Raw genomic sequence first — 25800 nt, forward strand, 5'->3', positions numbered from 1 at the left:
TGCACCGCCGCACAATCTCTCCCCGGGAGGCTCCTTTGCACCGCCGCCGTCGCACCGCCCTCGTCGTCTCCGCCGCCATGCTCGCCGCGGCGCCGCTGCTCTCCGCCTGCGGCAACCAGGCCCACCCAGGTGCCGCAGCCGTGGTCGGCGGGGACCGGATCGAGGTGTCCACCGTGCAGGCCCAGGTGGCGGACGTACGTACCGCACAGCGCAACTCCGACCAGTCCGTCCAGCTCATCAGCAAGTCCGGCCAGCTCGGCCGGGCCAAACTGCACGGGATGATCTTCGACCGGATCCTGGACAAGGCCGCCGCGGACGCGGGCGTGACGGTCAGCCGCAAGGAGATCCAGGAGATGCGGCAGTCGGCGGCCTCCCAGTCCGGGGGAGAGGCGCAGCTGCGGACGGCGATGCTTCAGCAGAGCTGGGTCGCCCCGGACCAGATCGAGGCCGTTCTGCGCGAGCAGGTCCAGCTGACGAAGCTGGCCCAGGCGCTCGGCGCGGACCTGCAGCAGCCCGCCGGACAGAAGGTCGTCGGCGACGCACTCACCGCGGCCTCGAAGTCGCTGCACATCGACGTCAACCCGCGCTTCGGCACCTGGGACGACAAGCGGACCCAGCTCGCCAACTACAAGGCCCCGTGGATCACCCAGGTCACCAAGCCGGCCCAGCAGGAAGCCGCAGCAGGCGCTTAAGGGGTGTCCGGTCGGTCGGGCCGGGCGCGCGTGCCCCGGCACGCACGTCCGACCCGCTCCCTGATCCCGCCTGACCGACCGGACACCCCGTAGGTAAGTTGGTGGGGTGAACGCTGAAGATCCCGGCCGTATCGTCCTGCTCACTGCCAGCCACCGGGTCGCACCCGGGCTGCTGTCCTGGCCGGCCTGGCAGACGCTGCACGCCGCCGACCGGGTGTTCTGTGCCGAGCAGGACCACCCCCAGCTGCCGTATCTGCGCGAGGCAGGCGTCACCGTCGAGCACGGCGCGCCCACCGCGCAGGAGCTCGTCGACGCCTGCGCCGGCGGCCGGACCGTCGTGGTCCTCACCGGCGGCGAGGGCAACCAGCCGCTGACGGACGGGCTGGCCCGGCTCGCCGGATCGGGCCGGGTGCAGATGCCGAACCTGGAGCTGCTGCCCGGTTCGTACGATCTGCCGGGCGCCCGTCTCCTCGATCTCGTCCAGGTCATGGACCGGATCAGGGCCGAGTGCCCCTGGACGTCGCAGAAGACCCACCAGGGGCTCGCCAAGTACGCCATCGAGGAGGCGTACGAGCTGGTCGAGGCGATCGAGGACGGCGACCGCGACGAGCTGCGCGAGGAACTCGGGGACGTACTCCTTCAGGTCGTCTTCCACGCCAGGATCGCGGAGGAGGACGAGGACCAGCCGTTCTCCGTCGACGATGTCGCGGCCACCCTCGTCGAGAAGCTGATCCACCGCCATCCGCATGTCTTCGGCGACGAGACCGCCGAGACCCCGGAGGACGTGCACGCGCACTGGTTGCGCACCAAGGCCATCGAGAAGCAGCGCGACTCGGTCACCGACGGCGTGCCGCTCGGCCAGCCCGGTCTGGCGCTGGCGGCGAAGCTGGCCGGGCGGGTACGTGCCGCCGGACTCGATGTGGCGCTCCCGACGGGGGACGGCATCGGGTACGAGCTCCTCGCCCTCGCCGTACGCGCGGAACAGGACGGCACCGACCCTGAGGCCGCACTGCGGGCCGCCGGTCGCGCCTACCGGGACGCGATCCTCGCGGCGGAGGGCAACGGATAACGTCAGGGGGTGAACGACAGCCCCGCCGACACCCCTGCCGACAGCCCCGCAGACGCTCCCACCGACGCCCCCGAACTCTTCACGTGGGAGTTCGCCACCGACCCGTACCCCGCCTATGCGTGGCTGCGCGAGCACAGCCCCGTGCACCGCACCGCGCTGCCCAGCGGGGTCGAGGCGTGGCTCGTGACGCGCTACGAGGACGCCCGGCAGGCTCTCGCCGACAGCCGGCTCTCCAAGAACCCGGCGCACCACGACGAGCCGGCGCACGCCAAGGGGAAGACCGGTATCCCGGGCGAGCGCCAGGCGGAGCTGATGACGCATCTGCTGAACATCGACCCGCCCGACCACACCCGGCTGCGCCGCCTCGTTTCGAAGGCGTTCACGCCGCGCAGGATCGCGGAGTTCGCGCCGCGCGTGCAGGAGCTGACGGACCGCCTCATCGACAACTTCATCGAGGAGGGAAGCGCGGACCTCATCCACGACTTCGCGTTCCCCCTGCCCATCTACGCGATCTGCGATCTTCTCGGTGTTCCGCGTGAGGACCAGGACGACTTCCGGGACTGGGCGGGCATGATGATCCGCCACGGCGGCGGGCCACGCGGCGGGGTGGCCCGGTCGGTGAAGAAGATGCGCGGCTATCTCGCCGAACTGATCCACCGGAAGCGGGAGAACCCGGGGGACGATCTGATCTCGGGGCTGATCCGGGCCAGCGACCACGGCGAGCATCTCACCGAGAACGAGGCCGCCGCCATGGCCTTCATCCTGCTCTTCGCCGGCTTCGAGACGACGGTCAACCTCATCGGCAACGGGGTGTACGCCCTGCTGCGCAACCCCGTTCAGCGGGAGCGGCTGCAGCGCTCGCTCGACGCGGGGGAGACGGGGCTGCTGGAGACCGGCATCGAGGAACTGCTGCGCTACGACGGTCCGGTGGAGCTGGCGACCTGGCGGTTCGCTACCGAAGCGCTGACGCTCGGCGGGCAGCGGATCGCGGCGGGCGACCCCGTACTGGTGGTGCTCGCCGCCGCGGACCGGGACCCGGAACGGTTCGCCGACCCCGACACGCTCGACCTCGCCCGGCGTGACAATCAGCACCTCGGCTACGGGCACGGCATCCACTACTGCCTGGGGGCGCCGCTTGCCCGGCTGGAGGGACAGGCCGCGCTGGCCACGCTTCTGAGGCGCCTTCCGGATCTGCAACTTGCGGTAGAACCTACCGATTTGCGGTGGCGCGGAGGGCTCATCATGCGCGGACTGCGCACTCTTCCCGTGAAGTTCGATCCCGGACACCGTTCCGACGAAGGTGACGCTCTGTCAACTCCGTGACTTTCACGTGATCTGCGCTGCATCGACTTGTGACAAGCGTTCGACTGCCGCTACCTTCACCGTTCGACTCATCAGTCACACGGAAGGCAACTCCATGGGCTCCGCGAACGGCAGACACCGTCGCCCTCGGCAGGCACCTGCCATCGTCGTCGCCGCAGGCGTGGCCGGCTCGGCCATCGCCATCCCGCTGCTCGGCGCAGCCGGTGCGCACGCGGCCGACGCCACGACCTGGGACCGGGTCGCCGAGTGCGAGAGCGGCGGCATGTGGAGTGCCGACCTCGGCAACGGCTTCTACGGCGGTCTCCAGTTCTCACAGGACACCTGGAAGTCGTACGGCGGCGACGCGTACGCCCCGCGTGCCGACCTCGCCAGCCGCTCTCAGCAGATAGCGGTCGCCGAGAAGGTTCTCGACGACCAGGGGCCGCGGGCGTGGCCCAGCTGCGCGGTGATCTCCGGGCTCACGGTGGACGGAGCGCTGCCGGGTGTCGATCCGGGGAGTGTGCCCTCGGCCGACCCGACGCAGAGCGCGGACCCGTCCGACGGGGCGTCGGACGAGGCGGGCCCCTCGGGCGGATCGAAGTCGTCGTCCGCCAAGTCGTCCGCCAAGTCGTCGGGTAAGTCGTCGGGTAAGTCCTCCGGCGAGGCGTCGAGCGACGCGTCGGATGCATCCGGTTCGTTCGACTCGTCCCGCTCCTCCGGCTCTTCGGGCGGTGAGGTGGGCGGTAAGCACCGTGGCACGCCGGCCCCCGAGGCGAGCCAGGGTGCGGGCGCGGGCAATGACCGCGAGTCGGGCCGACATGCCTCCCGCGGCAACAGCGAGGGACGCGACACGGGCGCCCAGGAGGCCGACGGCGCGTACACGGTCCGGCCGGGCGACAACCTGTGGGCGATTGCTGATGCACAGAAGGTCCCCGGCGGGTGGCCCGCGCTCTACGAGGCCAACAAGGCTGCCGTCGGCGACGACCCGGACCTCATCCTGCCTGGCGAGAGCCTCGATCTTGGCGTGAAAGCAGAGTGAGAGCGGTCTGATCAACAGCTAAATACACCCCAAAAATCGGGGTAGTTCAGAGGCCTATGTCCGCTTATGTGTAAGTGAGACATGGGTCTCTTTGCGTCAATTGACGTGTCGCGCCTGCCGGGTCCGCGCGCATCGCCCCCCACCTGCGAAAACGAGGGTCGGCGGGATGCAAGTAAGGGGTGATTGTCCGGCGTGTCCATCTTTGAATGTAGGGGTTGTGTGTGTTTACGGTCGGAACTGCTCGCACCGCGGGCCCCGTCGACCGTCACGCCGAATCCTGCCGTCGGTCGAAGGGAACAGACGCGTAAAGCGCCGTAGGCAGGAGCGGGGGACCCAGGTAAGCGCCGGGCCCGATGGTCGAAGGACCGTCAGGACCGGCTTGGGGTGAAGTCGTGCGCTAGGACGTGCGACCGGGCAACTCACTTGGCCCGAACCCGACAGCTCACCTCGTAGGCGTCGGTGAGGAGAAGTTCCATGCTGCTGAACAGCAAGGGCAAGCACCGCCGCCCGTCCAAGGCCGTCCGTGTCGCCACGCTCGCGGGTGTTGCCGGTGCCGCCATCGCCGTTCCCCTGATGGGTGCCACGGGCGCTTCCGCCGCCTCCGTCGCCACGTGGGACGCCGTCGCCCAGTGCGAGTCCGGTGGCAACTGGTCCATCAACACCGGCAACGGCTACTACGGCGGCCTGCAGTTCTCGCAGTCCAGCTGGGCTGCCGCCGGTGGTACGCAGTACGCCCCGCGGGCTGACCTGGCCACCAAGGCCCAGCAGATCGCCACCGCCGAGAAGCTCCTCGACATGCAGGGTCCGGGTGCCTGGGCCTGCGCCGGCGCCGGCAACCTGACCAACGACGGTGTCGACCCGGGCGTCGACACCGGCTCCGCCGCCGTGAAGCCGGCCGCGCCGAAGCCGGCCGAGCACACCGAGGCCCCCACCGCCTCCCGCTCGGACCGCGGCACCGCCCCCGAGGTCGCGAAGACCGTCACCACGCCGACGGGCCAGAAGGTCGCGAAGGGCGACGGCGAGTACAAGGTGAAGGCCGGCGACTCGCTCAGCGAGATCGCCGAGGCGCACAAGGTGAAGGGCGGCTGGCAGCAGCTGTTCAAGCTGAACAAGAACATCGTCAAGGACGCCGACCTGATCTTCCCGGGTCAGCAGCTCCACCTGACGAAGTAGGACGAGCCTCAGCAGAAAAGGCTCTCTCCTCCCTGAGCACCCCGACCCGGCGCGGATTCCCCCGTACGTGCCGGGTCGGGGTTTTTGCGCTCACTGTTCAACTGTTGTAGTTACTGCTCAGTAGATTTCTGGACATTTGCCCGTCTAGGGGTGCCCTTGGGTCCTTTTTCGTCCCAGGAGGCGGGCGGTCGCCGAACACAGTGGGCCAAGGCGGTTAGGCTCTTGGCGCAAGGCCAAAGCGACCCTGCACCACCAGCGTCATATCCCAGAAGGAGATGCCTCGTGCCGTCCATCGACGTCGTCGTAGCCCGGGAAATCCTCGACTCCCGCGGAAACCCCACGGTCGAGGTCGAGGTTGGCCTCGACGACGGCAGCACCGGCCGTGCTGCTGTTCCGTCCGGCGCCTCCACCGGTGCGTTCGAGGCCATTGAGCTTCGCGACGGTGACCCCAACCGCTACCACGGCAAGGGCGTCGAGAAGGCCGTCCTCGCCGTGATCGAGCAGATCGGCCCGGAGCTCGTCGGCTACGACGCGACCGAGCAGCGGCTGATCGACCAGGCCATGTTCGACCTGGACGCCACCGAGAACAAGGGCTCGCTCGGGGCCAACGCCATCCTCGGCGTCTCGCTGGCCGTCGCGCACGCCGCCTCCGAAGCCTCGGACCTGCCGCTGTTCCGCTACCTCGGTGGCCCGAACGCGCACCTGCTGCCCGTCCCGATGATGAACATCCTCAACGGTGGGTCGCACGCCGACTCCAACGTGGACATCCAGGAGTTCATGATCGCCCCGATCGGCGCGGAGTCCTTCTCCGAGGCCCTGCGCTGGGGCGCCGAGGTCTACCACACGCTGAAGAAGGTCCTGAAGACCAAGGGCCTGTCGACCGGTCTCGGCGACGAGGGCGGCTTCGCGCCGAACCTGGAGTCGAACCGCGCCGCCCTGGACCTCATCCTCGAGGCCATCAAGGAGGCCGGTTACGCCCCGGGCAAGGACATCGCGCTCGCTCTCGACGTCGCCGCCTCGGAGTTCTACAAGGACGGCAAGTACGAGTTCGAGGGCAAGTCCCGCTCGGCCGCCGAGATGACCGAGTACTACGAGGAGCTCGTCTCCGCGTACCCGCTGGTCTCCATCGAGGACCCGCTGTACGAGGACGACTGGGCCGGCTGGAACGTCATCACCCAGAAGCTCGGCGCCAAGGTCCAGATCGTCGGCGACGACCTGTTCGTCACCAACCCGGAGCGCCTGGCCCGTGGCATCGAGGAGGGCTCCGCCAACGCCCTGCTCGTCAAGGTCAACCAGATCGGTTCGCTGACCGAGACCCTGGACGCCGTCGAGCTGGCGCAGCGCAACGGCTTCAAGTGCATGATGTCCCACCGCTCCGGCGAGACCGAGGACGTCACCATCGCCGACCTCGCCGTCGCGGTGAACTGCGGCCAGATCAAGACCGGCGCCCCGGCCCGCTCGGACCGTGTCGCCAAGTACAACCAGCTGCTGCGCATCGAGGAGATCCTCGACGACGCGGCGGTGTACGCGGGCCGTTCCGCGTTCCCGCGCTTCAAGGGCTGATCGCAGGCCCGTCACGGGCCGAAGGCCCCGGCCTCCGTCCGTCCCCGCACTCGGTCCCGTACCGTGTGCGGGGACGGACGTGCGTAGTGGGGAGGCGGAGACATGGCCGCGAAGGAGCGGGACCGGTTCTCCACCGCGACCCGGCTGCGGCTGCTCGGAGAGCAGACCGCCGCCCGCGTCTACCGGTCCCAGAACCGTCGCCAGGCCCGCCGCTCCCGGCTCACCGGCCGGGCCGCGTTCCTCGCCCTTGTCGTCTGCTCCCTGGTGGTGGCGCTCGCGTACCCGATGCGGCAGTACGTGTCGCAGCGCGACGAGATCGCCGACCAGGAGCGGCTGGCGCAGGAGGCGGAGGCACGCACCGAGGAGCTGCGCGACGAGAAGGCGCGCCTCCAGGACGACGCGTACATCCGGCGGCTGGCCCGGGAGCACCTGCACTACGTCCGTCCCGGGGAGACCGGTTACACGGTGGTCGACCCGGACGCGGCCAGGGAGCGCAGCGGAGGGTCGGAGGAGACCGACCGGCCGTGGCACTCGAACCTGTGGGACGGCGTGGACTCCGCCGACCGCGACTGACCTCTTCTCCTTTTCCTCTTATTCCTCTGCGGAACCGCAGTTCAGCATCCCGAGTAGAACCAAGGCAGGCATGGAAACGCCCCCTCCCCAGACCGAATCCACCACGCCCACCGAGGCGGACATCGCCGCGTTCCAGCAGCAGCTCGGCCGCCCGCCGCGCGGGCTGCGCGCGATCGCGCACCGCTGCCCGTGCGGCAACCCGGACGTGGTCGAGACGCAGCCCCGGCTGGAGGACGGTACGCCGTTCCCGACGACGTACTACCTGACGTGCCCGCGCGCGGCGTCCGCGATCGGCACGCTGGAGGCGAACGGCGTGATGAAGGAGATGACGGAGCGTCTGGCCGCGGACCCGGAGCTGGCGGCTGCGTACCGCAACGCGCACGAGGACTACATCGCCCGGCGCGACGCGATCGAGGTGCTGGAGGGCTTCCCCAGTGCGGGGGGCATGCCGGACCGGGTGAAGTGCCTGCATGTGCTGGTCGGGCACTCGCTGGCGGCGGGTCCGGGCGTGAATCCGCTGGGGGACGAGGCGATTGCGATGCTGCCGGAGTGGTGGCGCAAGGGTCCGTGTGTGACGCCGTGCGAACCCGCGGCCGAGTCCGGCACAGCAAGCCCGTCCGGCGATTGAGCACCAGGGTCCGGGGCGGAACCCCGGTATCACGACAGGAGAGTCCATGACCCGCGTTGCCGCCATCGACTGCGGAACCAACTCCATCCGACTGCTCGTCGCCGACGCCGACCCCGCCACCGGTGAACTCATCGAGCTCGACCGGCGGATGGAGATCGTCCGGCTCGGGCAGGGCGTGGACCGCACAGGCCGGCTCGCCCCCGACGCGCTGGAGCGGACCTTCGCCGCCTGCCGCCGGTACGGGGCCGTCATCAAGGAGCACGGCGCGGAGAAACTCCGGTTCGTCGCCACCTCCGCCTCCCGCGACGCGGAGAACAGGGACGAGTTCGTCCGCGGCGTGCTGGACATCCTCGGCGTCGAGCCCGAGGTGATCAGCGGCGACCAGGAGGCGGAGTTCTCCTTCGAGGGCGCCACCAAGGAGCTCGCGGGCCGCGACCATCTCGCCAAGCCGTATCTGGTGGTGGACATCGGCGGCGGTTCCACCGAGTTCGTCGTCGGCGACGACCGGGTCCTGGCCGCGCGGTCCGTCGACATCGGCTGCGTACGGATGACGGAGCGCCACCTCGTACGCGACGGTTTCGTCACCGATCCGCCTACACCGGGTCAGATCACCGCGATCCGCGCGGACATCGACGCCGCCCTGGACCTCGCCGAGGAGAGCGTCCCGCTCACCGAGGCCGCCACGCTCGTCGGCCTCGCCGGCACCGTCACCACCGTGGCCGCGATCGCGCTGGGACTGCAGGAGTACGACTCCGAAGCGATCCACCACTCCCGGATCTCCTTCGAGCAGGTCCAGGAGATCACCGGGCGGCTCGTCACCTCGACGCACGCCGAGCGCGCCGCGATCCCCGCGATGCACCCGGGACGCGTCGATGTGATCACCTCCGGGGCGCTCGTCCTGCTGGCCGTGATGCAGCGGACCGGGGCCCGCGAGGTCGTCGTCAGCGAGCACGACATTCTTGACGGCATCGGCTGGTCGATCGCCTAGGCGAACGCGGCCGGGGAGGAGTGCGGATGAGCGCGGCCACAATCCCGCTCACGCGCACTCCCGCCTGCACCTTTGAGCCTGCATCGGCTCCTCGTGGACTCCTCGCGGATCCCCTCCGCGGACACGCCGCGACGAAGTTCGTGAACTTCTTCACAAGGAATTCGGCGCTCCGGGCCATACTTCTGCTCCGTACGGGCTTCCAGGGCCGCCGACGGGCCCGCCGGCGGCGCATGCGGGACGGTTCCGGGTGTGTTTCAGGGGGGCGGGCGAAGGGGGTGGTTCACTCCGCTCGCGGGGCTCAAGGGCCTGCTCACAAGCGGTGAACAACGTTCGCCACGGCGCGGTGGTTCCCTCGCGCTGTCATGACCTCGGTCACGTGGGCGGCGAAGTGTAGCAGAGGGTGGGGAATACCTTGTGAAGGGGCTCACGAGCGTGCCCCCCGGGTGGGGTGGATACTCGATGGCATGAGCACCACGGAGCGTCCCAGGATCCTCGTAGTAGGCGGTGGGTACGTAGGCCTGTACGCAGCTCGACGCATTCTGAAGAAGATGCGCTACGGAGAGGCGACCGTCACGGTTGTCGACCCGCGCTCGTACATGACGTACCAGCCCTTCCTCCCCGAAGCCGCCGCCGGCAGCATCTCCCCGCGGCATGTCGTCGTCCCGTTGCGACGCGTGCTGCCGAAGGCGGAGGTTCTGACCGGTCGGGTCACCACCATCGATCAGGACCGCAAGGTCGCCACGGTCGCGCCGCTCGTCGGCGAGGCCTACGAGCTGCCCTTCGACTACCTGGTCGTCGCGTTGGGCGCGGTCTCTCGCACCTTCCCGATCCCCGGCCTGGCCGAACAGGGCATCGGTATGAAGGGCATCGAGGAGGCCATCGGCCTGCGTAACCACGTTCTCGAGCAGCTGGACAAGGCCGACTCGACGACCGATGAGGACGTCCGCCGCAAGGCGTTGACGTTCGTCTTCGTGGGCGGCGGCTTCGCCGGTGCGGAGACCATCGGCGAGGTCGAGGACATGGCCCGCGACGCGGCGAAGTACTACACGAGCGTGAAGCGCGAGGACATGCGCTTCATCCTCGTCGACGCCGCCGACAAGATCCTTCCCGAGGTCGGCCCGAAGCTGGGCACCTGGGGCCGGGAGCACCTGGAGTCCCGTGGTGTCGAGGTCTTCCTCTCGACCTCCATGGACTCCTGCGTCGACGGTCACGTCGTCCTGAAGAACGGCCTCGAGGTCGACTCCAACACCATCGTGTGGACGGCCGGCGTGAAGCCGAACCCGGCGCTGGCCCGCTTCGGCCTGCCGCTCGGTCCGCGCGGTCACGTGGACACCTCCGAGAAGCTTCAGGTACAGGGCACCGACTACATCTGGGCCGCGGGCGACAACGCCCAGGTTCCGGACCTGGTCGGCCGCAAGGCCGGCAACCCGAACGCCTGGTGCCCGCCGAACGCCCAGCACGCACTGCGTCAGGCCAGGGTCCTCGGTGACAACGTCATCGCCGGGATGCGCGGCTTCCCGCAGAAGGACTACAGCCACGCCAACAAGGGTGCGGTCGCCGGTCTCGGTCTGCACAAGGGCGTCGCGATGATCGTCATGGGCAAGATGAAGATCAAGCTCAAGGGCCGTCTCGCCTGGTACATGCACCGTGGCTACCACGGCATGGCGATGCCGACCTGGAACCGTAAGATCCGGATCTTCGCCGACTGGACCCTTGCGATGTTCCTCAAGCGCGAGGTCGTCTCGCTCGGCGCCATGGAGACGCCGCGCGAGGAGTTCTACGAGGCCGCCAAGCCGGCCCCGGCTCCGGCCGTCGCCAAGGCCGAGGGCGAGAAGGCCAACGCCTCCTAGTCCGCCCGTGGATGCTCGCATCCGCGCAGCTTGTGCACGATGCCCGAAGGGGCCGTCCGCCATCCGTGGTGCGGGCGGCCCCTTCGGCGTACCCGGGAGGAACCGACCGTCCGTCCGGTAAGTGTGTGTGGGCTGCAGGTATTTTGCCGTTCCATTGCGCCGGTGCGGGATGGCGTTGCCGCCGGAGAGTGTTGACGTGGGTATACCTCGTCGTGGCATCACGGATGCAGGGCGTGGTTCACGGCATGTTTGGGCATGTTCGGGCACGTTGGGAAACACCATCACGGAGGTGTACGCCATGGCAGACGCCGCATTGCGGCTGACCGCTCTCGCCGAGGAGTTGCTGGGAGAACCCGTACCGGTCCGGATCCGGGCCTGGGACGGTAGCGAATCCGGACCGCCAGGTGCCCCCGTACTCGTCATCCGGAACCGCCGCGCACTGCGCCGGCTGCTCTGGAAGCCGGGTGAACTGGGCCTGGCCCGCGCCTGGGTGGCGGGCGAACTCGACATCGAAGGCGATCTGTACGAGACCCTGGACCTGATGGCCGGGCTGCTCTGGGAGCGCGGGGCGGACGCGAAGGACACCGTCCACCCGATCCGGGACCCCAAGGTGCGGGCCGCCGCCCGCAGCCTGCTGCAGCTGGCCGGGCCCTGGCCGCCACCGCCGCCGCCCGCCGAGGAGGTCCGCCGCCGCACCGGCCCCCTCCACACCAGGCGCCGCGACAAGGAGGCCATCAGCCACCACTACGACGTGGGCAATGACTTCTACGAACTGGTCCTCGGCCCGTCCATGGTCTACTCCTGCGCCTACTGGGAGGACGACGGGAGCCTGGAGGACGCGCAGCGCGACAAGCTCGACCTGGTCTGCCGCAAGCTCGCCCTGAAGGAGGGCGACCGCCTCCTCGACGTCGGCTGCGGCTGGGGCTCCATGGCCATCCACGCGGCCCGCGAGTACGGCGCCCGGGTCACCGGAGTGACCCTCTCCACCGAACAGGCCGCATACGCCCGCAAGCGCATCGCCGAGGAGGGGCTGACGGACCGGATCGAGATCCGGGTCCAGGACTACCGGGACGTCAGGGACGGCCCGTACGACGCCATCTCGTCGATCGGCATGGCCGAGCATGTCGGCTCGGTCCGCTACCGCGAATACGCCGACGACCTCTACGCACTGCTCAAGCCCGGCGGCCGGCTGCTCAACCACCAGATCGCCCGCCGCCCCGAGAAGGACGAGTCCGCGTACCACGTGGATGAGTTCATCGACGCATACGTCTTCCCCGACGGCGAACTCGCCCCGCTGGGCCGGACCGTCGCCACGCTCGAGGAAGCCGGCTTCGAGGCCCGCGACGTCGAGTCGCTCCGTGAGCACTACGCACTGACCCTGCGCCACTGGGTCGCCAACCTGGAGAGGCACTGGGACCGCGCGGTCACCATGACCTCGCCCGGCCGGGCCAGGGTATGGCGGCTCTACATGGCGGCCTCCGCGCTCTCCTTCGAGCACAACAAGATCGGCGTCAACCAGATCCTCGTGGTGCGCCCGATGGACGGCGGGGCGTCCCGGATGCCGTTGCGTGCCCGCGCATGGAAGGCGTCCGCGGCCGGCTGAGCGCGTACGAGTGCAGAGAGGGCCGGTACCCGCAGCTCCAGCTTGCGGGTACCGGCCCTCCGTATCAGGGGCCGGCCGTCAGTGGCTGACCGCTACTCGGTCTTGATCGCCGTCAGCATGTTCAGCTTCGCGGCGCTGCGGGCCGGCCAGAGCGAGGCCAGCACGCCCACCAGTGCTGCCAGCACCAGGAAGACCGCGATCCGGTCCCACGGGATCACCAGGGCGTAGTCGGGGATGGCGGAGGCCAGCGTCCGGCCGATCGCCCAGCCGAGGAACGTACCGAGGGCGACCCCGACCACCGCACCGAAGACCGAGATGACCACGGCCTCCAGCCGGATCATGCGCTTGACGTTGCGCCGGTCCAGACCGATCGCCCGCAGCATGCCGATCTCCTGCTGGCGCTCGAAGACCGACATCGCCAGGGTGTTGACGACCCCGAGCACTGCGATGATCAAGGCCATCGCCAGCAGCCCGTACATGATGTTCAGGGCCATGCTGATGAAGCCACCGAACATGTCCCGGATGTCCTGACGGTCCATCACGGACATCGCCGGGTTGTCACCCAGGGCGTCGACCACGGCCTGCTCGTTGGCCTTCGACGCGCCGCCGTCCGTCTTCAGCCAGATCTCGCGGATGTCCGGATGGATCTGGTGCGCGTCCAGGATGCTCTTCGGCATCAGGACGGGTGAGAGGAACTCGTTCTCCTCGTAGACCGCGCCGACCTTCAGGGTGCCCTTCTTGTCGTCGTCGTACGTCACCGGGAGCGAGGTGCCGGGCTTCCAGCCGTTGGACTTCGCGGTCTTGTCGCCGACGGCGATCTCGCCGTCGGCCAGCGAGTCCAGCGAACCGGAGACCGTCTTCACGGAGAAGACCTTCTGCACATCGCCCGGCGTGACCCCGGACACCGCGTGGTAGTCGCCCTCGACCCTGAGGGAGGCGGCCTGCTGGGGCGAGACCGCGGAGACGGCGCCGGACTTCTCCAGGGCGATGAGCGCCGACTCGTCGAGCGAGTCGCCGCTCGCCATCGAGATCATGTAGTCGGCCTTGATGTTGTCCGTCGTCATCCGGTCGACGGCCTGGCCGAGCGTGACGCCGAGCACCGAGATGCCGGTGACCAGGGTGAGGCCGATCGCGAGCGCGGAGGCCGTTGCTCCGGTACGCCGGGGGTTACGGACCGCGTTCTGCGCAGCCAGCTTCCCCGAGACGCCGAACAGCTTGAGCAGCAGCGGCCGCACCAGCGCGATGACCGGCCGCGACAGCAGCGGGATCAGCACGATCACACCGATCAGCGCCACGAAGGCACCGGCCCCGATGATCGTCCGGCCGTCCGAACCGGCCGCCGCACCCGCGACGATGCCGGCCGCACCGAGCAGGGCGAGCACCCCGCCGATCGAGTTCCGTACGACCAGCGACTTGGTGGTGGCCACCGCGTGGACGCTGCTCATCGCGGCCACCGGTGCGATCTTCGCGGCGCGGCGGGCGGGCAGCCAGGCGGCGAGCACGGTGATCAGGATGCCGACGCCGAGCGCGGCGCCGACCGCGACGGGGGAGATCACCAGCGGTCCGGCCGGGATCTTCCCGCCGATCAGGCTCATGGCCGAGCGCAGTCCGGTGGCGAGACCGAGACCGAGCAGGAAGCCGATCACCGAGGCGAGTGCGCCGACCACAGCCGCTTCGAGGAGTACGGACCGCTTGACCTGGCGGCGGGAGGCGCCGACGGCGCGCAGCAGCGCCAGTTCCCTGGTGCGCTGGGCGACCAGCATGGTGAACGTGTTGGCAATCAGAAAGATGCCGACGAACAGGGCGATGGCCGCGAATGCGAGCAGCATCGTGTTGAGGTTGCCCAGGCCGCTCTCGATCTGCTTCGCCTGCTCATCGGCGAGGACCTGGCCGGTCTTGGCGGTGGCGCCCTTGGGCAGCAGCGGCTCCACCGCGTCCAGCAGCTTCCGGTCGGAGGCGCCGGCGGCGGTGACGGTGACGTCCTGGAACCAGCCGGGCTTCAGATAGAGCTGCTGGGCGACCGGGGTGTCGAAGAGGACCAGGCTGCCGCCCGCGTTGACCGCACCGTCCTCGGTGGTGAAGATGCCGGCGAGGGTGTACTCCTTCACCGGCCCGTTCGTGGCGACCCGGACCCGGTCGCCGACCTCGTACCTGCCCTTCTTCGCGGTCTCCTTGTCGAGCGCGATCCGGTCGTCACCGGCCGGGCCCCTGCCGTCGACGAAGGTGTACGAGGCGTCCTTGCCGTTCGCGCCGGGGGAGAAGTTGCCGCCGGTGTTGGACCAGCCGTTGCCGATCAGCTTGCCGCCCGGGTCGGCGACCCCGGCGAAGCCGGAGACCCGGCCGGTGGCGGTGGCCACCCCGTCCAGGGACCGGATCTTCTTGAGCGTGGCGGCGTCGATGCCGGACGTCTTGTCGTCGCGCCGGTCGGCGTGGGTGGTGACGGCGACGGCGACGTCGTCGTAACTCTTCGCCGACTGGTTGCGGAAGGCGTTGCCGAGGGTGTCGGTGAAGACCAGGGTGCCGGAGACGAAGGCCACGCCGAGCATCACGGCGAGCACGGTCATCAGCAGCCTGGCCTTGTGCGCGAGCACATTGCGCAGGGCGGTACGGAACATGTCTGTCAGTCCTGGGATGGGTCCGGAAGCGGGATCGGGGGAGGCGGTCCGTGCACAGCTGGTACGGCGCTCAGCTGGTACGGCCCTTGGAGTCGAACGCCTTCATCCGGTCCAGGACCCCGTCCGCGGTGGGACGCATCATCTGGTCGACGATCGCCCCGTCCGCGAGGAAGATCACCCGGTCCGCGTAGGAGGCGGCGACCGGGTCGTGCGTCACCATGACCACGGTCTGGCCCAGCTCGCGCACGGAGTTGCGCAGGAAGCCCAGGACTTCGGCGCCGGAGCGGGAGTCCAGGTTCCCGGTCGGCTCGTCACCGAAGATGATCTCCGGCCGGGAGGCCAGGGCGCGGGCCACCGCGACGCGCTGCTGCTGGCCGCCGGAGAGCTCGGCCGGCCGGTGCTTCAGCCGGTCGGACAGGCCCACCATGTCGATCACCCCGCGCAACCATTCGGCGTCCGGCTTACGGCCCGCGATGTCCATCGGCAGGGTGATGTTCTCCAGCGCGGTCAGCGTCGGCAGCAGGTTGAACGCCTGGAAGATGAAGCCGATCTTGTCCCGGCGCAGCTGGGTGAGCTGCTTGTCCTTGAGGGAGCCGAGCTCCGTCTCGCCGATCCGAACCGAACCGCTGCTGAAGCTGTCGAGGCCGGCCACGCAGTGCATCAGCGTGGACTTGCCGGAGCCCGACGGGCCCATGATCGCGGTGAACTCGCCCTGCGGGAAGTCCACGGTGACCCGGTCCAGGGCGGTCACCTTGGTCTCGCCCTCTCCGTAGATCTTCGACAGTTCCGTGGCGCGGGCGGCCACCGCGGTGGCGCGGTGAGCGGTGGACATGGTGGTCACGGGAGACTCCTGGGTCGGGGCTCGGTTCAGGTACGGGGCCTTCTGCAAGGCACCGCTTCATCGTTGCCGCCGATTCGCCGCCGGTCGTCAGTCCCCGTGCCCGTTCCGGAGGCCCTCTTGAGTCGCATCGGCAGGGTCCGCGCGTCCTCCTGCGGTATGACGGCGACCCTGAGCCCGTACTCCGCAGGTCACGTCCGGCACGTCCAGCACGTCGCACCCCGCACCCGGCGGTCAGCGCGGCGGCGCCGTGGAGCCGCGCGGGACGAGGCGGGCGGCGGAATCCTCGAATCCGGGTGCGGTGCCCTCTGTGACCAGCGCCATCAGGGTGCGCGCCGCATGACTTCCGTACGCCGGGATGTCCCGGCTCAGCGCAGTCAGCGGCGGCCGGACCACCCGGGAGAGCTGGGAGTCGTCCCAGGCGACCCGGGAGAGGTCGCCGGGGACGTCGAGCTCCAGCTCCTGGGCGACCGAGAGGCCGGCCAGGGCCACGATGTCGTTGTCGTAGAGGACGACGGTGGGCCGCGCGGCGGAGCTGATCAGCCGCCACGTGGCATGTGCCCCGTCGTCGCCGGAGTAGTCGGTGTGGACGATCACCGGTTCGCCCAGACCCAGCTCGGCGCAGATCTCGCGCTGGGCCCGGTCGCGCAGCTGAGTGTGGATCAGGTCGGGGAGCCCCGCCACGCGGGCGACGGACCGGTGGCCCAGCGCGGTCAGATACGTGAGGGTGTCGCGCACCGCCGCGGAGTCGTCCGACCACACGGAAGTGAGCGGGCCGGCCGCCGAGGGGTGGCCGATCACCACGGCCGGCATCCCGAGTTCGGCGACGCCCTCGATCCGCGGGTCGGGGCTGCGCAGGTCGGCGACGGACTGGGGCTGGCGCAAGGAGCTCGGCGACCGCACCTGGGGCCGCGGCTACTACCACGAGCTGTTGCCCGCGATCTGCGCCGAGAACGATCCCACCCGCCCGTACTGGCCCGGCTCGCCCTACTCCGGCTCGCCGGAACTGCACCCGCAGGACCCGGCCCGCGGCACGATCCACATCTGGGACGTCTGGAACCGGGCCGACTAACGCGCCTACGCGGACCGCGTGCCGATTCGTCGCCGAATTCGGCTTCCAGGGCCCGCCCGCGCACGCCACCCTGCGGCGCGCCGTCAGCGGCCCCCTCACGCCCGACGCCCCGCTCCTCGCCCACCACCAGAAGGCCGAGGACGGCAACGCCAAACTGCTCCGCGGCCTCGGCGACCACCTGCCGCAGCCGGGCGGCTCCTTCGACGACTGGCACCGGCTCACCCAGCTCAACCAGGCCCGCGCGGTCGCCTTCGGCATTCCGGCACTTCCGTTCGCACACCCCGTACTGCATGGGCACCGTCGTCTGGCAGCTCAACGACTGCTGGCCGGTCGTCTCCTGGGCCGCCGTCGACGGTGACGGCCGCTGCAAGCCCCTCTGGTACGCGCTGCGCGCCGTGTACGCGGACCGGCTGCTGGTCGTGCGCGACGGCGCGCTGCACCTGGTCAACGACGCCGACCGGCCGTGGGAGGGCACGCTCCGGCTGGCCCGGCACGATCTGGACGGAACTGTGCTCGCCGAGGAGGAGCTGAGGGTGAGCACGGCCCCGCGCCAGGTCACCCGGCTCCCGCTGCCGCCGTCCGTCGCGGAGCCGGCGGACCGGACGCGGGAGCTGCTGGTGGCGCGGATGGGCGAGGTGCGGGCAGTGGAGTTCTACGAGGAGGACCCCCGGCTGGCCCTGCCGCCCGCCCGTTACGACGTGAAAATCACACAGGGTGACGGCGAAGCGTCCGGATATCGCGTCGAGGTCACCGCTCGCACACTTTTGCGAGATGTCGCGCTCTTCCCCGACCGGCTCGATCCGGCGGCCGAGGTGGACGAGATGCTCGTCACAATGCTGCCGGGGGAGAGCGCTGTCTTCAGGGTGACCGGCGCGGTGATCGAGGACCCGGGGGCACTGGGGGCCCGCCCGGTGCTGAGGTGCGTCAATGACGCCATTGCCTAGACGGGTGGCGGACCCATGGCGATCCATGGCGCAACCATGGCGCACAGGGCCGTCCGGGTGCGGCGAGTTTCCGTCAATCCCGATTGTGCGTCTTGGTACCCATTACCCCGGCCAGGCATGTGCCGATGCCCTCCCAGCTGTGCTGACGGACCCTCAAACGGTCAATAAAATAAGACAACATCGAGCCACTGTTCCGCTGATCGGGGGACGTCCACGGATAGGGTCATGTGCCAACGCGGAGCCGCGCGCCAGGCCCGGATGGTGGAATGCAGACACGGCGAGCTTAAACCTCGCTGCCCCTCGGGGGCGTGCCGGTTCGAGTCCGGCTCCGGGCACCACTGCGACACTCAGTGACGGCACCGGTCCGGACAGGTATTACTTCAGCGATCAACCTCCATAAAGATCCTCCCCTGGCACGAGGGTGATTCTTTTGCCTACCCATTACTCTTATGGGAAGGCCACGCAGGGTGGCCATGGAGGAGAGCAATGAGGAGCAGCAACCCGGTCTTCTCGCGACGGGGGTTCAGCCGCGACAACGGCTACGCGGGCTTCAACGCGGCGCCGCAGGCCGGGGCCCCCGCGACGGGCGGCAACCCGTCCGCGCAGGGCACCGCCGCGAACCCCTACGCCGCGAACCCCTACGCCACCAACCCCTACGCCCAGCAGGACACCCAGTACGGCGCCCCGCAGGCGCCCGCGCGCACCGGCGCGATGACGATCGACGATGTCGTCACGCGTACCGCGATCACGCTGGGCACCGTGGTGCTCGGCGCGGCGCTCGCCTGGGCCCTGCTGCCGGTCGACGAGGCCAACCTCGGCAAGTCCTACGGCATCGCGATCGGCGCCGCCCTGGTGGCGTTCGTCCTGTCGCTCATCCAGTCGTTCAAGCGCAAGCCGGTCCCGGCGCTGATCGTCTCCTACGCGGCCTTCGAGGGTGTCTTCCTCGGGGTGATCTCCAGCGCCGTCTCCACGTACATCGGTCCCGGCGTGGTGATGCAGGCGGTGCTGGGCACCATGTGTGTCTTCGCCGGTGTGCTTCTCGCGTACAAGATGCGCTGGATCCGCGTCACCCGCCGCTTCTACGGCTTCGTGATGGCCGCCGCCATGGGCTTCATGCTCCTGATGGTGGTCAACCTGCTGTTCGCCGTCTTCGGCGGGGGCGACGGTCTGGGCTTCCGCAGCGGCGGTCTCGGCATCCTCTTCGGCGTCATCGGGATCATCCTCGGTGCGTGCTTCCTGGCCCTGGACTTCAAGCAGGTCGAGGACGGCATCGCGTACGGCGCGCCGCGCGAGGAGTCCTGGCTGGCGGCCTTCGGTCTCACCATGACCCTGGTGTGGATCTACCTGGAGATGCTGCGTCTGTTCTCCATCCTCAGCGGCGACGACTGACCGCACAGCCCCGCACGACGGAACGGCCCGCAGGCACACCGCCTGCGGGCCGTTCCGCTTGTCCGGGTCTCGTACGCCTAGAGCAGCTTCCGCGCCGCCCGCCTCAGGTCGTACTCGTGGATGAGTGCCTTTGCGTGCCCGTAGGCGAGATCGTGTTCGCTCCGCAGCCAGCTGACCTTCTCGTCGAACCGGAGGGCGGGGCCTTCGTCGACGGTGCGGAGCCAGTCGGAGACTTCACGACCGGTGCAGCGGGGGATTCGGGAGAGCAGATTGCGATGGGTCTCTTCGGAGAAGACATGGTTCATCGGCGCCTCCGACGCATTGCGCGTTGCTGGTCCTTTCCGACACCGTGCCTGAGCGTTGGCCCGTTGGCAACCATCCCGGACCGGCGCGTAGGGTCACGGAGTGCTCGATACGACCCCGCTGATCACCGCCGTGGACCGATTTGCCGACCGGCTGCGTTCCGCTCCGCAGAGCAGGCTGCAGCGCGGAGCCGCTGCCGAAGGGCTGGCCACGGCCAGGGAATTGGCCGTACGGGCCCAGCGCCTGGAGGCACCGGACCGCGAGCCGCGCATCGTGCCGGACGTCGGGATGTTCGCAATCGGCGACCAACTCGCGGTCGCGGGGCGGGATCTGGCGGTAGCACTGGAAACGGCCCCGTCCGTGGAGCTGGATGAGGCCGTGCGATTCGTCGAGGAAGCGACCGCTCGGGCATTCGCTTAGCGGCCTTCGGGCACCGGCCGGCGAGAGCCGCTGCGGGAAAACCCGGGCTGCCCGGAGGGTTCCACGGGGTTCCGGGCGTTCTCCCGGTGGGTCAGAACGAGGCGATGACGCGGTCGGCGAGAATGTAGACGTTCTCCCTGCCGCAGGAGAAGGTCAGCGCGTACGCGCCGGAGACACCGGAGCCGCCCAGCAGCACCGGGTGCTCGCCGGCCAGCAGCGCTCGGCCGAGCTGCTCGGCCGTCTCGCGGTGGCCGGGGGTCATACAGAGCGTGGTGCCGTCGGCGAAGACATAGACATCGAGCGTGCCGAGCGGGCCGGGGCGGACATCGGCGAGCTCGGTACGGCTGTCGGCGAGCTCCTCCAGCCGGCGCACGGTGCGCTCGTGGTCGGTGACGACCGGGGTCTGCACCGGCACGAAATCGGGGTGCGAGGGGTGGCGGCGACGGGCAGCGGCCAGCTCGGGGGAGTCCTCGGCGAACTCCGCCGTCTCGGGCAGCTCGGTTAGCTCCGCCAGCTCGGCCAGTTCCGTCAGCTCTTCGAGCGCCTCGGTGGCGTCGAGGTCCATGGCCTCCAGGCCCGCGAAGTCGGCCTGGCGCGGCATGAAGAACGGCGCATCCTCGCCGAGCCCGGAGAGACCGCCCAGCAGGGACGGGGCGTCGGCGTCGTCACGTGCCTCCTGGGAGGCCCAGAAGGCACGGGCCTCGGCGAGCTCGCGCTCGCGCTCCTCTGCGAGTGCTTCGGCCACAGCAGCGCGTATTTCGGCGGCGGGGGTAGCCGCGGCACGGCTCTGCGGCGGTACCGAGGCGGTACGGGCGCGGCCCGCGGCCAGCTCGGTGCGCAGCGCCGTGACCTGCTTGCGCAGCCCGTGTGCAGCGTGCAGAGCAGCAGCACCCACAGCCGTCGCAGCGGCGGTGGTCAGCAACAGGGCAAGAGGCATGATGCTCACTGACATACTCCCGGTTTCAATTGATCCCTCGACTTCCTACATCAGCTTGGACCGCACCTGTGCCCGGTGTCAGTGCATTACGTCACGAATTGGACAGGTCTTTGGGATGGTTGTTTACCCCTGATGCAGGTGTGACCTGCAAAAACACCTCTCCCCCAGGAGATAGGTCACATCCTGGGGGAGATTCGGTCACGGTCGGGGCTCGGAACCGGCCATGTCGCGGGTGGGTGAGCCGCCGGGAGAGCCCGGCCCGGCGGTTCCGGAAGCACCCGGCTCGGATCAGCTTCGCCGCAGCTCAGCTCAGCTCAGCTCAGCCGCTCGATGACCATCGCCATGCCCTGGCCGCCGCCCACGCACATGGTCTCCAGACCGAACTGCTTGTCGTGGAACTGCAGGCTGTTGATCAGCGTGCCGGTGATCCGGGCACCGGTCATGCCGAAGGGGTGGCCGACGGCGATCGCGCCACCGTTGACGTTGACCTTGTCCAGCGGCAGGCCGAGGTCGCGGTAGGAGGGGATCACCTGGGCGGCGAACGCCTCGTTGATCTCGGCGAGGTCGATGTCGTCGATGGTCAGCCCGGCACGCTTCAGCGCCTGCTTGCTGGCCTCCACCGGTCCGTACCCCATGATCTCGGGGGAAAGGCCGGAGACACCGGTCGAGACGATCCGGGCCAGCGGGGTCAGACCCAGCTCGCGCGCCTTCGTGTCGGACATGATCACGAGCGCGGCGGCGCCGTCGTTGAGCGGGCAGCAGTTGGCGGCGGTGACCAGGCCGTCGGGGCGGAAGACCGGCTTCAGGCCCTGCACGCCCTCCAGTGTGACGCCCGCGCGCGGGCCGTCGTCCTGGGAGACGACCCTGCCGTCGGGGGTCGTGACCGGAGTGATCTCGCGCGTCCAGAAGCCGTTCTTGATGGCTTCCTCGGCGAGGTTCTGCGACCGTACGCCGAACTCGTCCATGTCCTGACGGGTGACGCCCTTGAGCCGGGCCAGGTTCTCGGCGGTCTGTCCCATCGCGATGTACGCGTCCGGGACGAGGCCGTCCTCGCGCGGGTCGTGCCAGCTCGCACCGGTCTCCTCGGCGCGCGCGGCGGTGCGGGCCTCGGCCTCGGCGAAGAGCGGGTTGTGCGTGTCCGGCAGGCTGTCGGAGTTGCCCTTCACGAAGCGCGACACCATCTCGACGCCGGCCGAGATGAAGACGTCGCCCTCGCCGGCCTTGATGGCGTGCAGCGCCATGCGGCTCGTCTGCAGGGAGGACGAGCAGTAGCGCGTGACCGTACAGCCGGGAAGGTGGTCCATGCCCATCTGTACGGCGATGATGCGGCCCAGGTTGTTGCCCTGCTCGCCGCCGGGGAGGCCGCAGCCGAGCATCAGGTCGTCGATGTCCTTCGGGTCCAGCTCGGGGACCTTGGCCAGCGCGGTCTGGATGATCGTGGCGGTCAGGTCGTCCGCCCGCAGGTCCTTCAGCGAACCCTTGAAGGCCCGGCCGATGGGGGAACGGGCAGCAGAGACGATCACGGCTTCAGGCATCACGCGGCTCCATGAGGGCTGGAAGGCCGGCTGTCCGGCAGGACTGACCGGCAGACCTGACGGACAGGACTGCTTTGGAAGTTACCCGGCCGTATCGCTGAGGTCACCCGGCAGGCCATGTGATGCGGACCTCTTTTCTAAGCGACCGCTCAGTCGAATGGACGGGGCCGGTGAACGGGGTCGAGCGGATGCTGAGGTTTCCCGCCCGCGCGGCGGTCCCCGTCCAGGTGTCCGTCGGGGTGCTGTCCGTCCGGCAGCGGTACGTCGGGGTGCTGTCCGTCGGGGTGCGGCCGGCCGTCCGGATGCGGATGGGACAGCGCAAGGGGCTCCGGCTCCGGCTGCGGCTCCGTGGCTGCCGGCAGGCGCCGCCGCCTGCGGTGCTTGAGCAGGGCCCAGGGCGCCCGCGCCCCCGTGACCTCCGTACCGGCCTCCCGGGCCGCCTGGGACGCCGCCTTGGCCACCGGCAGCATGTCCTCGCGGCGCGAGCCGTCGAGACGGTCGGACTCCGGCCACAGCCCGAGCACGGCGCACAGGGTCGGCAGCAGCGCCATCGCCGCCGTCGCGTACCCCTCGGCCGACGGATGGTAGTTGTCCGGGCCGAACAGCTCGCGCGGGTTCGCCTCGAACTCCGGCCCCAGCAGGTCGCCCAGCGACACCGTGCGGCCGCCCTGCTCCACCGAACCGATCGTCTGGGCCGCGGCCAGTTGGCGGCTCGCCCGGCGGGCCAGCCACCGCAACGGCTGGTAGACCGGCTCGATCGTGCCGAGATCAGGGCACGTGCCGACGACCACCTCCGCGCCCGCCGTGCGCAGCCTGCGCACGGCGGTGGTCAGGCACCGCACCGAGTGGGTGGCGGGCATCCGGTGCGTCACATCGTTCGCCCCGATCATGATCACGCAGACGTCGGGCGTACGGGACGTGTCGGCCAGCAGCACCGACACCTGCCGCTCCAGATCATCCGACCGGGCCCCCGGCTGCGCGACATTCCGCAGATCCACCGGACGCTCGGAGACCGCCGCGAGCCCCGAGGCGAGCAGCGCCCCGGGGGTCTGTCCGGCCCTGCGCACGCCCTGGCCGGCCGCGGTGGAGTCGCCGAGCAGGCCGAGCAGCAACGGCTCCGCCGGACCGGTGAAGGCCACCCCGTACCGCCCGTCAGCACTCGGCGGGACGGGTGCGACACCGCCACCCACCTGCCGCTTCGCCAGCTGGACCTCCGCCAGCACCACGCCCACCGCTGCCGCACCGAGCAGTCCGATACTGCCACCGCCGTAGGCCGCGCCCGCCGCGATCCGCCGTGCCACCCTTGCCCTTGACACAGTCCGGTCCACCTCCTCGTCGCCGTACCGCCGTACTACAGCTAACTGCCCCGTAATGACCGTCGCCCAATCGCTTCGCCCAATCTCATCCCCGTACGCATACGCTGGCCGCACCATCTCGGAGACCCCGGAGTAACACGGTGCAATTTCACGATTCGATGATCAGTCTTGTTGGCAATACCCCGCTGGTGAGGCTGCGCAGTGTGACGGCCGGCATCGAGGCGACGGTGCTGGCCAAGGTCGAATACTTCAACCCGGGCGGTTCGGTCAAGGACCGCATCGCCCTGCGCATGATCGAGGCGGCGGAGGAGAGCGGAGCGCTGCAGCCCGGCGGCACGATTGTCGAGCCGACGAGCGGCAATACGGGCGTCGGACTCGCGATCGTGGCGCAGCAGAAGGGCTACAAGTGCATCTTCGTCTGCCCGGACAAGGTGTCCACGGACAAGATCAACGTGCTGCGCGCCTACGGCGCCGAGGTCGTCGTCTGCCCGACGGCCGTTGATCCCGAGCACCCGGACTCGTACTACAACGTGTCCGACCGGCTGGTCCGGGAGACGCCGGGCGCCTGGAAGCCCGACCAGTACTCGAACCCGAACAACCCGCGCTCGCACTACGAGACCACCGGTCCCGAGCTGTGGGAGCAGACGGACGGGAAGATCACCCACTTCGTGGCGGGCGTGGGCACGGGTGGCACGATCACCGGCACCGGCCGCTATCTCAAGGAGATCAGCGGCGGTTCGGTCAAGATCGTCGGCGCGGACCCGGAGGGCTCGGTCTACTCCGGCGGCTCCGGACGCCCGTATCTGGTCGAGGGTGTCGGCGAGGACTTCTGGCCGAGCGCGTACGACAGCACGGTCACGGACGAGATCGTCGCGGTGTCCGACAAGGATTCCTTCCAGATGACCCGCCGGCTCGCCAAGGAGGAGGGCCTGCTCGTCGGCGGCTCCTGCGGCATGGCGGTCGTGGCGGCCCTGGAGGTCGCGGAGCGCCTCGGCCCCGACGACGTGGTCGTCGTGCTCCTGCCGGACAGCGGTCGCGGCTACCTGAGCAAGATCTTCAACGACGAGTGGATGGCCGACTACGGCTTCCTGGAGGACACCGGCCCGTCGGCGCGGGTCGGGGACGTACTCGACCACAAGGAAGGCCCGATCCCGACGCTCGTCCACATGCACCCGGAGGAGACCGTCGGCGAGGCGATCGACGTCCTGCGCGAGTACGGCGTCTCGCAGATGCCGATCGTGAAGCCGGGTGCCGGGCACCCGGACGTGATGGCGGCAGAGGTCATCGGTTCGGTGGTGGAGCGGGAGCTGCTGAACGCGCTGTTCGCGCAGCGCGCCTCGCTCACCGACCCGCTGGAGAAGCACATGTCGCCGCCGCTGCCACAGGTCGGCTCGGGCGAACCGGTCGAGGACCTGATGTCGGTGCTCAGCGGTCCGGACGCGGCGGACGCGGCGATCGTGCTGGTGGAGGGCAAGCCGAAGGGCGTCGTGAGCCGGCAGGACCTGCTGTCGTTCCTGGCGAAGGACGCCGGTCCGAAGCAGTAGAGCCGGAATCGGGGCTTCGTGAAAACGGTACGAGCACGACACGTACCCGCAGCACCGGCTTAACAAGGCTCCGGCACATTAGTGGGTGTCGGCAGGGAAACCCGCCGGCACCCGAGACGGCGACACGGACTACGGAGCGGCTCCCGGACCTCCACTGTCGCCCGGACGCGACCAAGCCGGCCCTGACCCGGACTCGCGTCCCTCGCGGGGACCGCCGTCGTCCCGCCCCCTGGGAAACCGGGGGTGCGGCGGTCCCCGCGATATATCCATGCGTGTCCAAGTGCGGCGTCGCGTCTGTCTGTCCGCTCCCTCCGGCGCCCCTTGGGCGCGCGTCGGCGCGGTTTCACCCGCCCCTGCGGACATGCCGTAGCGCCGACTGATCGTGGTGCCCACCCGGCGGGTGCACC

23 protein-coding genes, 1 tRNA gene and 1 riboswitch are annotated in these 25800 nt (G+C 69.7%); of the genes, 17 read left to right on the forward strand and 7 right to left on the reverse strand.

Translation table 11 applies throughout. The features are described 5' to 3' along the window. Positions 1–35: 35 nt before the first annotated feature. The 11 genes from ABZV38_RS09215 (at position 36) to ABZV38_RS09265 (ending at position 12480) form a co-directional block, all read left to right on the forward strand. Positions 36–692, forward strand: a complete 657-nt coding sequence (locus tag ABZV38_RS09215) for a SurA N-terminal domain-containing protein (RefSeq protein WP_356326135.1) — start codon at positions 36–38, stop codon at positions 690–692. A 106-nt stretch (positions 693–798) separates the two neighbouring features. Further along, positions 799–1761: a nucleoside triphosphate pyrophosphohydrolase gene (locus ABZV38_RS09220; RefSeq protein WP_356326136.1), complete on the forward strand. Its 963-nt coding sequence runs from the start codon at positions 799–801 to the stop codon at positions 1759–1761. Between the two features lie 9 nt (positions 1762–1770). Beyond that, positions 1771–3084, forward strand: a complete 1314-nt coding sequence (locus ABZV38_RS09225; RefSeq protein WP_356326137.1) for a cytochrome P450 — start codon at positions 1771–1773, stop codon at positions 3082–3084. Between the two features lie 94 nt (positions 3085–3178). Beyond that, positions 3179–4102: a transglycosylase family protein gene (locus ABZV38_RS09230; RefSeq protein ID WP_356326138.1), complete on the forward strand. Its 924-nt coding sequence runs from the start codon at positions 3179–3181 to the stop codon at positions 4100–4102. A gap of 300 nt (positions 4103–4402) precedes the next feature. Beyond that, positions 4403–4573: riboswitch (cyclic di-AMP (ydaO/yuaA leader) on the forward strand. Between the two features lie 3 nt (positions 4574–4576). After that, positions 4577–5275: a transglycosylase family protein gene (locus tag ABZV38_RS09235; RefSeq protein ID WP_356326140.1), complete on the forward strand. Its 699-nt coding sequence runs from the start codon at positions 4577–4579 to the stop codon at positions 5273–5275. A 282-nt stretch (positions 5276–5557) separates the two neighbouring features. After that, a complete protein-coding gene (gene eno, locus ABZV38_RS09240; RefSeq protein WP_352265547.1) occupies positions 5558–6838 on the forward strand; it encodes a phosphopyruvate hydratase in 1281 nt (426 codons plus the stop codon). 102 nt (positions 6839–6940) lie between these two features. After that, complete coding sequence (locus ABZV38_RS09245; protein ID WP_356326141.1) at positions 6941–7411, forward strand: septum formation initiator family protein; 471 nt, start codon at positions 6941–6943, stop codon at positions 7409–7411. Between the two features lie 70 nt (positions 7412–7481). Continuing rightward, the gene (locus ABZV38_RS09250) at positions 7482–8039 is read left to right on the forward strand and encodes a DUF501 domain-containing protein (RefSeq protein ID WP_356326142.1); all 558 of its coding nucleotides are present in this window, start codon (positions 7482–7484) and stop codon (positions 8037–8039) included. Positions 8040–8085: 46 nt separating this feature from the next. Beyond that, positions 8086–9027: a Ppx/GppA phosphatase family protein gene (locus tag ABZV38_RS09255; protein WP_356326143.1), complete on the forward strand. Its 942-nt coding sequence runs from the start codon at positions 8086–8088 to the stop codon at positions 9025–9027. Positions 9028–9491: 464 nt separating this feature from the next. Then, entirely contained in the window at positions 9492–10877 is a 1386-nt protein-coding gene (locus tag ABZV38_RS09260; protein WP_356326144.1) for an NAD(P)/FAD-dependent oxidoreductase, read from the forward strand. A gap of 298 nt (positions 10878–11175) precedes the next feature. Beyond that, positions 11176–12480, forward strand: a complete 1305-nt coding sequence (locus ABZV38_RS09265; protein ID WP_356326145.1) for a cyclopropane-fatty-acyl-phospholipid synthase family protein — start codon at positions 11176–11178, stop codon at positions 12478–12480. 92 nt (positions 12481–12572) lie between these two features. Here the strand turns inward: ABZV38_RS09265 and ABZV38_RS09270 are convergent, their stop codons facing one another. From ABZV38_RS09270 to ABZV38_RS09280, 3 genes are all read right to left on the reverse strand, one after another. After that, the gene (locus ABZV38_RS09270) at positions 12573–15095 is read right to left on the reverse strand and encodes an FtsX-like permease family protein (RefSeq protein WP_356326146.1); all 2523 of its coding nucleotides are present in this window, start codon (positions 15093–15095) and stop codon (positions 12573–12575) included. 70 nt (positions 15096–15165) lie between these two features. Continuing rightward, positions 15166–15936: an ABC transporter ATP-binding protein gene (locus tag ABZV38_RS09275; RefSeq protein ID WP_356326147.1), complete on the reverse strand. Its 771-nt coding sequence runs from the start codon at positions 15934–15936 to the stop codon at positions 15166–15168. Between the two features lie 231 nt (positions 15937–16167). After that, positions 16168–16671 (reverse strand): substrate-binding domain-containing protein, encoded by a 504-nt coding sequence (locus ABZV38_RS09280; protein ID WP_356326148.1) that lies wholly within the window; start codon positions 16669–16671, stop codon positions 16168–16170. On the opposite strand from ABZV38_RS09280, the gene ABZV38_RS09285 reads away from it, so the two are divergent. The 4 genes from ABZV38_RS09285 (at position 16661) to ABZV38_RS09300 (ending at position 19338) form a co-directional block, all read left to right on the forward strand. Continuing rightward, positions 16661–17005 carry a hypothetical protein gene (locus tag ABZV38_RS09285; protein ID WP_356326149.1) on the forward strand — a complete coding sequence of 115 codons (345 nt, stop codon included), beginning with the start codon at positions 16661–16663 and terminating at the stop codon, positions 17003–17005. The genes ABZV38_RS09280 and ABZV38_RS09285 overlap by 11 nt on opposite strands. Before the next feature lie 290 nt (positions 17006–17295). Further along, entirely contained in the window at positions 17296–17949 is a 654-nt protein-coding gene (locus ABZV38_RS09290) for a hypothetical protein (protein ID WP_356326151.1), read from the forward strand. Between the two features lie 252 nt (positions 17950–18201). Then, positions 18202–18287: transfer RNA gene (locus ABZV38_RS09295), tRNA-Leu, on the forward strand. A gap of 148 nt (positions 18288–18435) precedes the next feature. Further along, on the forward strand, positions 18436–19338 hold the full coding sequence (locus tag ABZV38_RS09300; RefSeq protein WP_356326152.1) for a Bax inhibitor-1/YccA family protein: 903 nt from the start codon (positions 18436–18438) through the stop codon (positions 19336–19338). A 77-nt stretch (positions 19339–19415) separates the two neighbouring features. Here the strand turns inward: ABZV38_RS09300 and ABZV38_RS09305 are convergent, their stop codons facing one another. Then, the gene (locus ABZV38_RS09305) at positions 19416–19643 is read right to left on the reverse strand and encodes a DUF4287 domain-containing protein (RefSeq protein WP_030976961.1); all 228 of its coding nucleotides are present in this window, start codon (positions 19641–19643) and stop codon (positions 19416–19418) included. Positions 19644–19743: 100 nt separating this feature from the next. Here ABZV38_RS09305 and ABZV38_RS09310 point away from each other — a divergent pair, with 100 nt between their 5' ends. Beyond that, positions 19744–20061, forward strand: a complete 318-nt coding sequence (locus ABZV38_RS09310) for a hypothetical protein (protein ID WP_356326153.1) — start codon at positions 19744–19746, stop codon at positions 20059–20061. A 91-nt stretch (positions 20062–20152) separates the two neighbouring features. On the opposite strand, the gene ABZV38_RS09315 is transcribed toward ABZV38_RS09310, so the two are convergent. The 3 genes from ABZV38_RS09315 to ABZV38_RS09325 form a co-directional block, all read right to left on the reverse strand. Then, positions 20153–21013 carry a hypothetical protein gene (locus tag ABZV38_RS09315; protein ID WP_356326154.1) on the reverse strand — a complete coding sequence of 287 codons (861 nt, stop codon included), beginning with the start codon at positions 21011–21013 and terminating at the stop codon, positions 20153–20155. Positions 21014–21312: 299 nt separating this feature from the next. Continuing rightward, positions 21313–22533, reverse strand: coding sequence for an acetyl-CoA C-acetyltransferase (locus ABZV38_RS09320; protein WP_356326155.1), 1221 nt, complete (start codon positions 22531–22533; stop codon positions 21313–21315). Positions 22534–22682: 149 nt separating this feature from the next. Further along, positions 22683–23834 (reverse strand): SGNH/GDSL hydrolase family protein, encoded by a 1152-nt coding sequence (locus ABZV38_RS09325; RefSeq protein WP_356326218.1) that lies wholly within the window; start codon positions 23832–23834, stop codon positions 22683–22685. A 155-nt stretch (positions 23835–23989) separates the two neighbouring features. Here ABZV38_RS09325 and ABZV38_RS09330 point away from each other — a divergent pair, with 155 nt between their 5' ends. Next, positions 23990–25393, forward strand: coding sequence for a cystathionine beta-synthase (locus ABZV38_RS09330; RefSeq protein ID WP_356326156.1), 1404 nt, complete (start codon positions 23990–23992; stop codon positions 25391–25393). Positions 25394–25800 lie beyond the last annotated feature (407 nt).

Origin of the sequence: Streptomyces sp. NPDC005181, assembly GCF_040608395.1 — a bacterium.
Classification (GTDB): domain Bacteria; phylum Actinomycetota; class Actinomycetes; order Streptomycetales; family Streptomycetaceae; genus Streptomyces.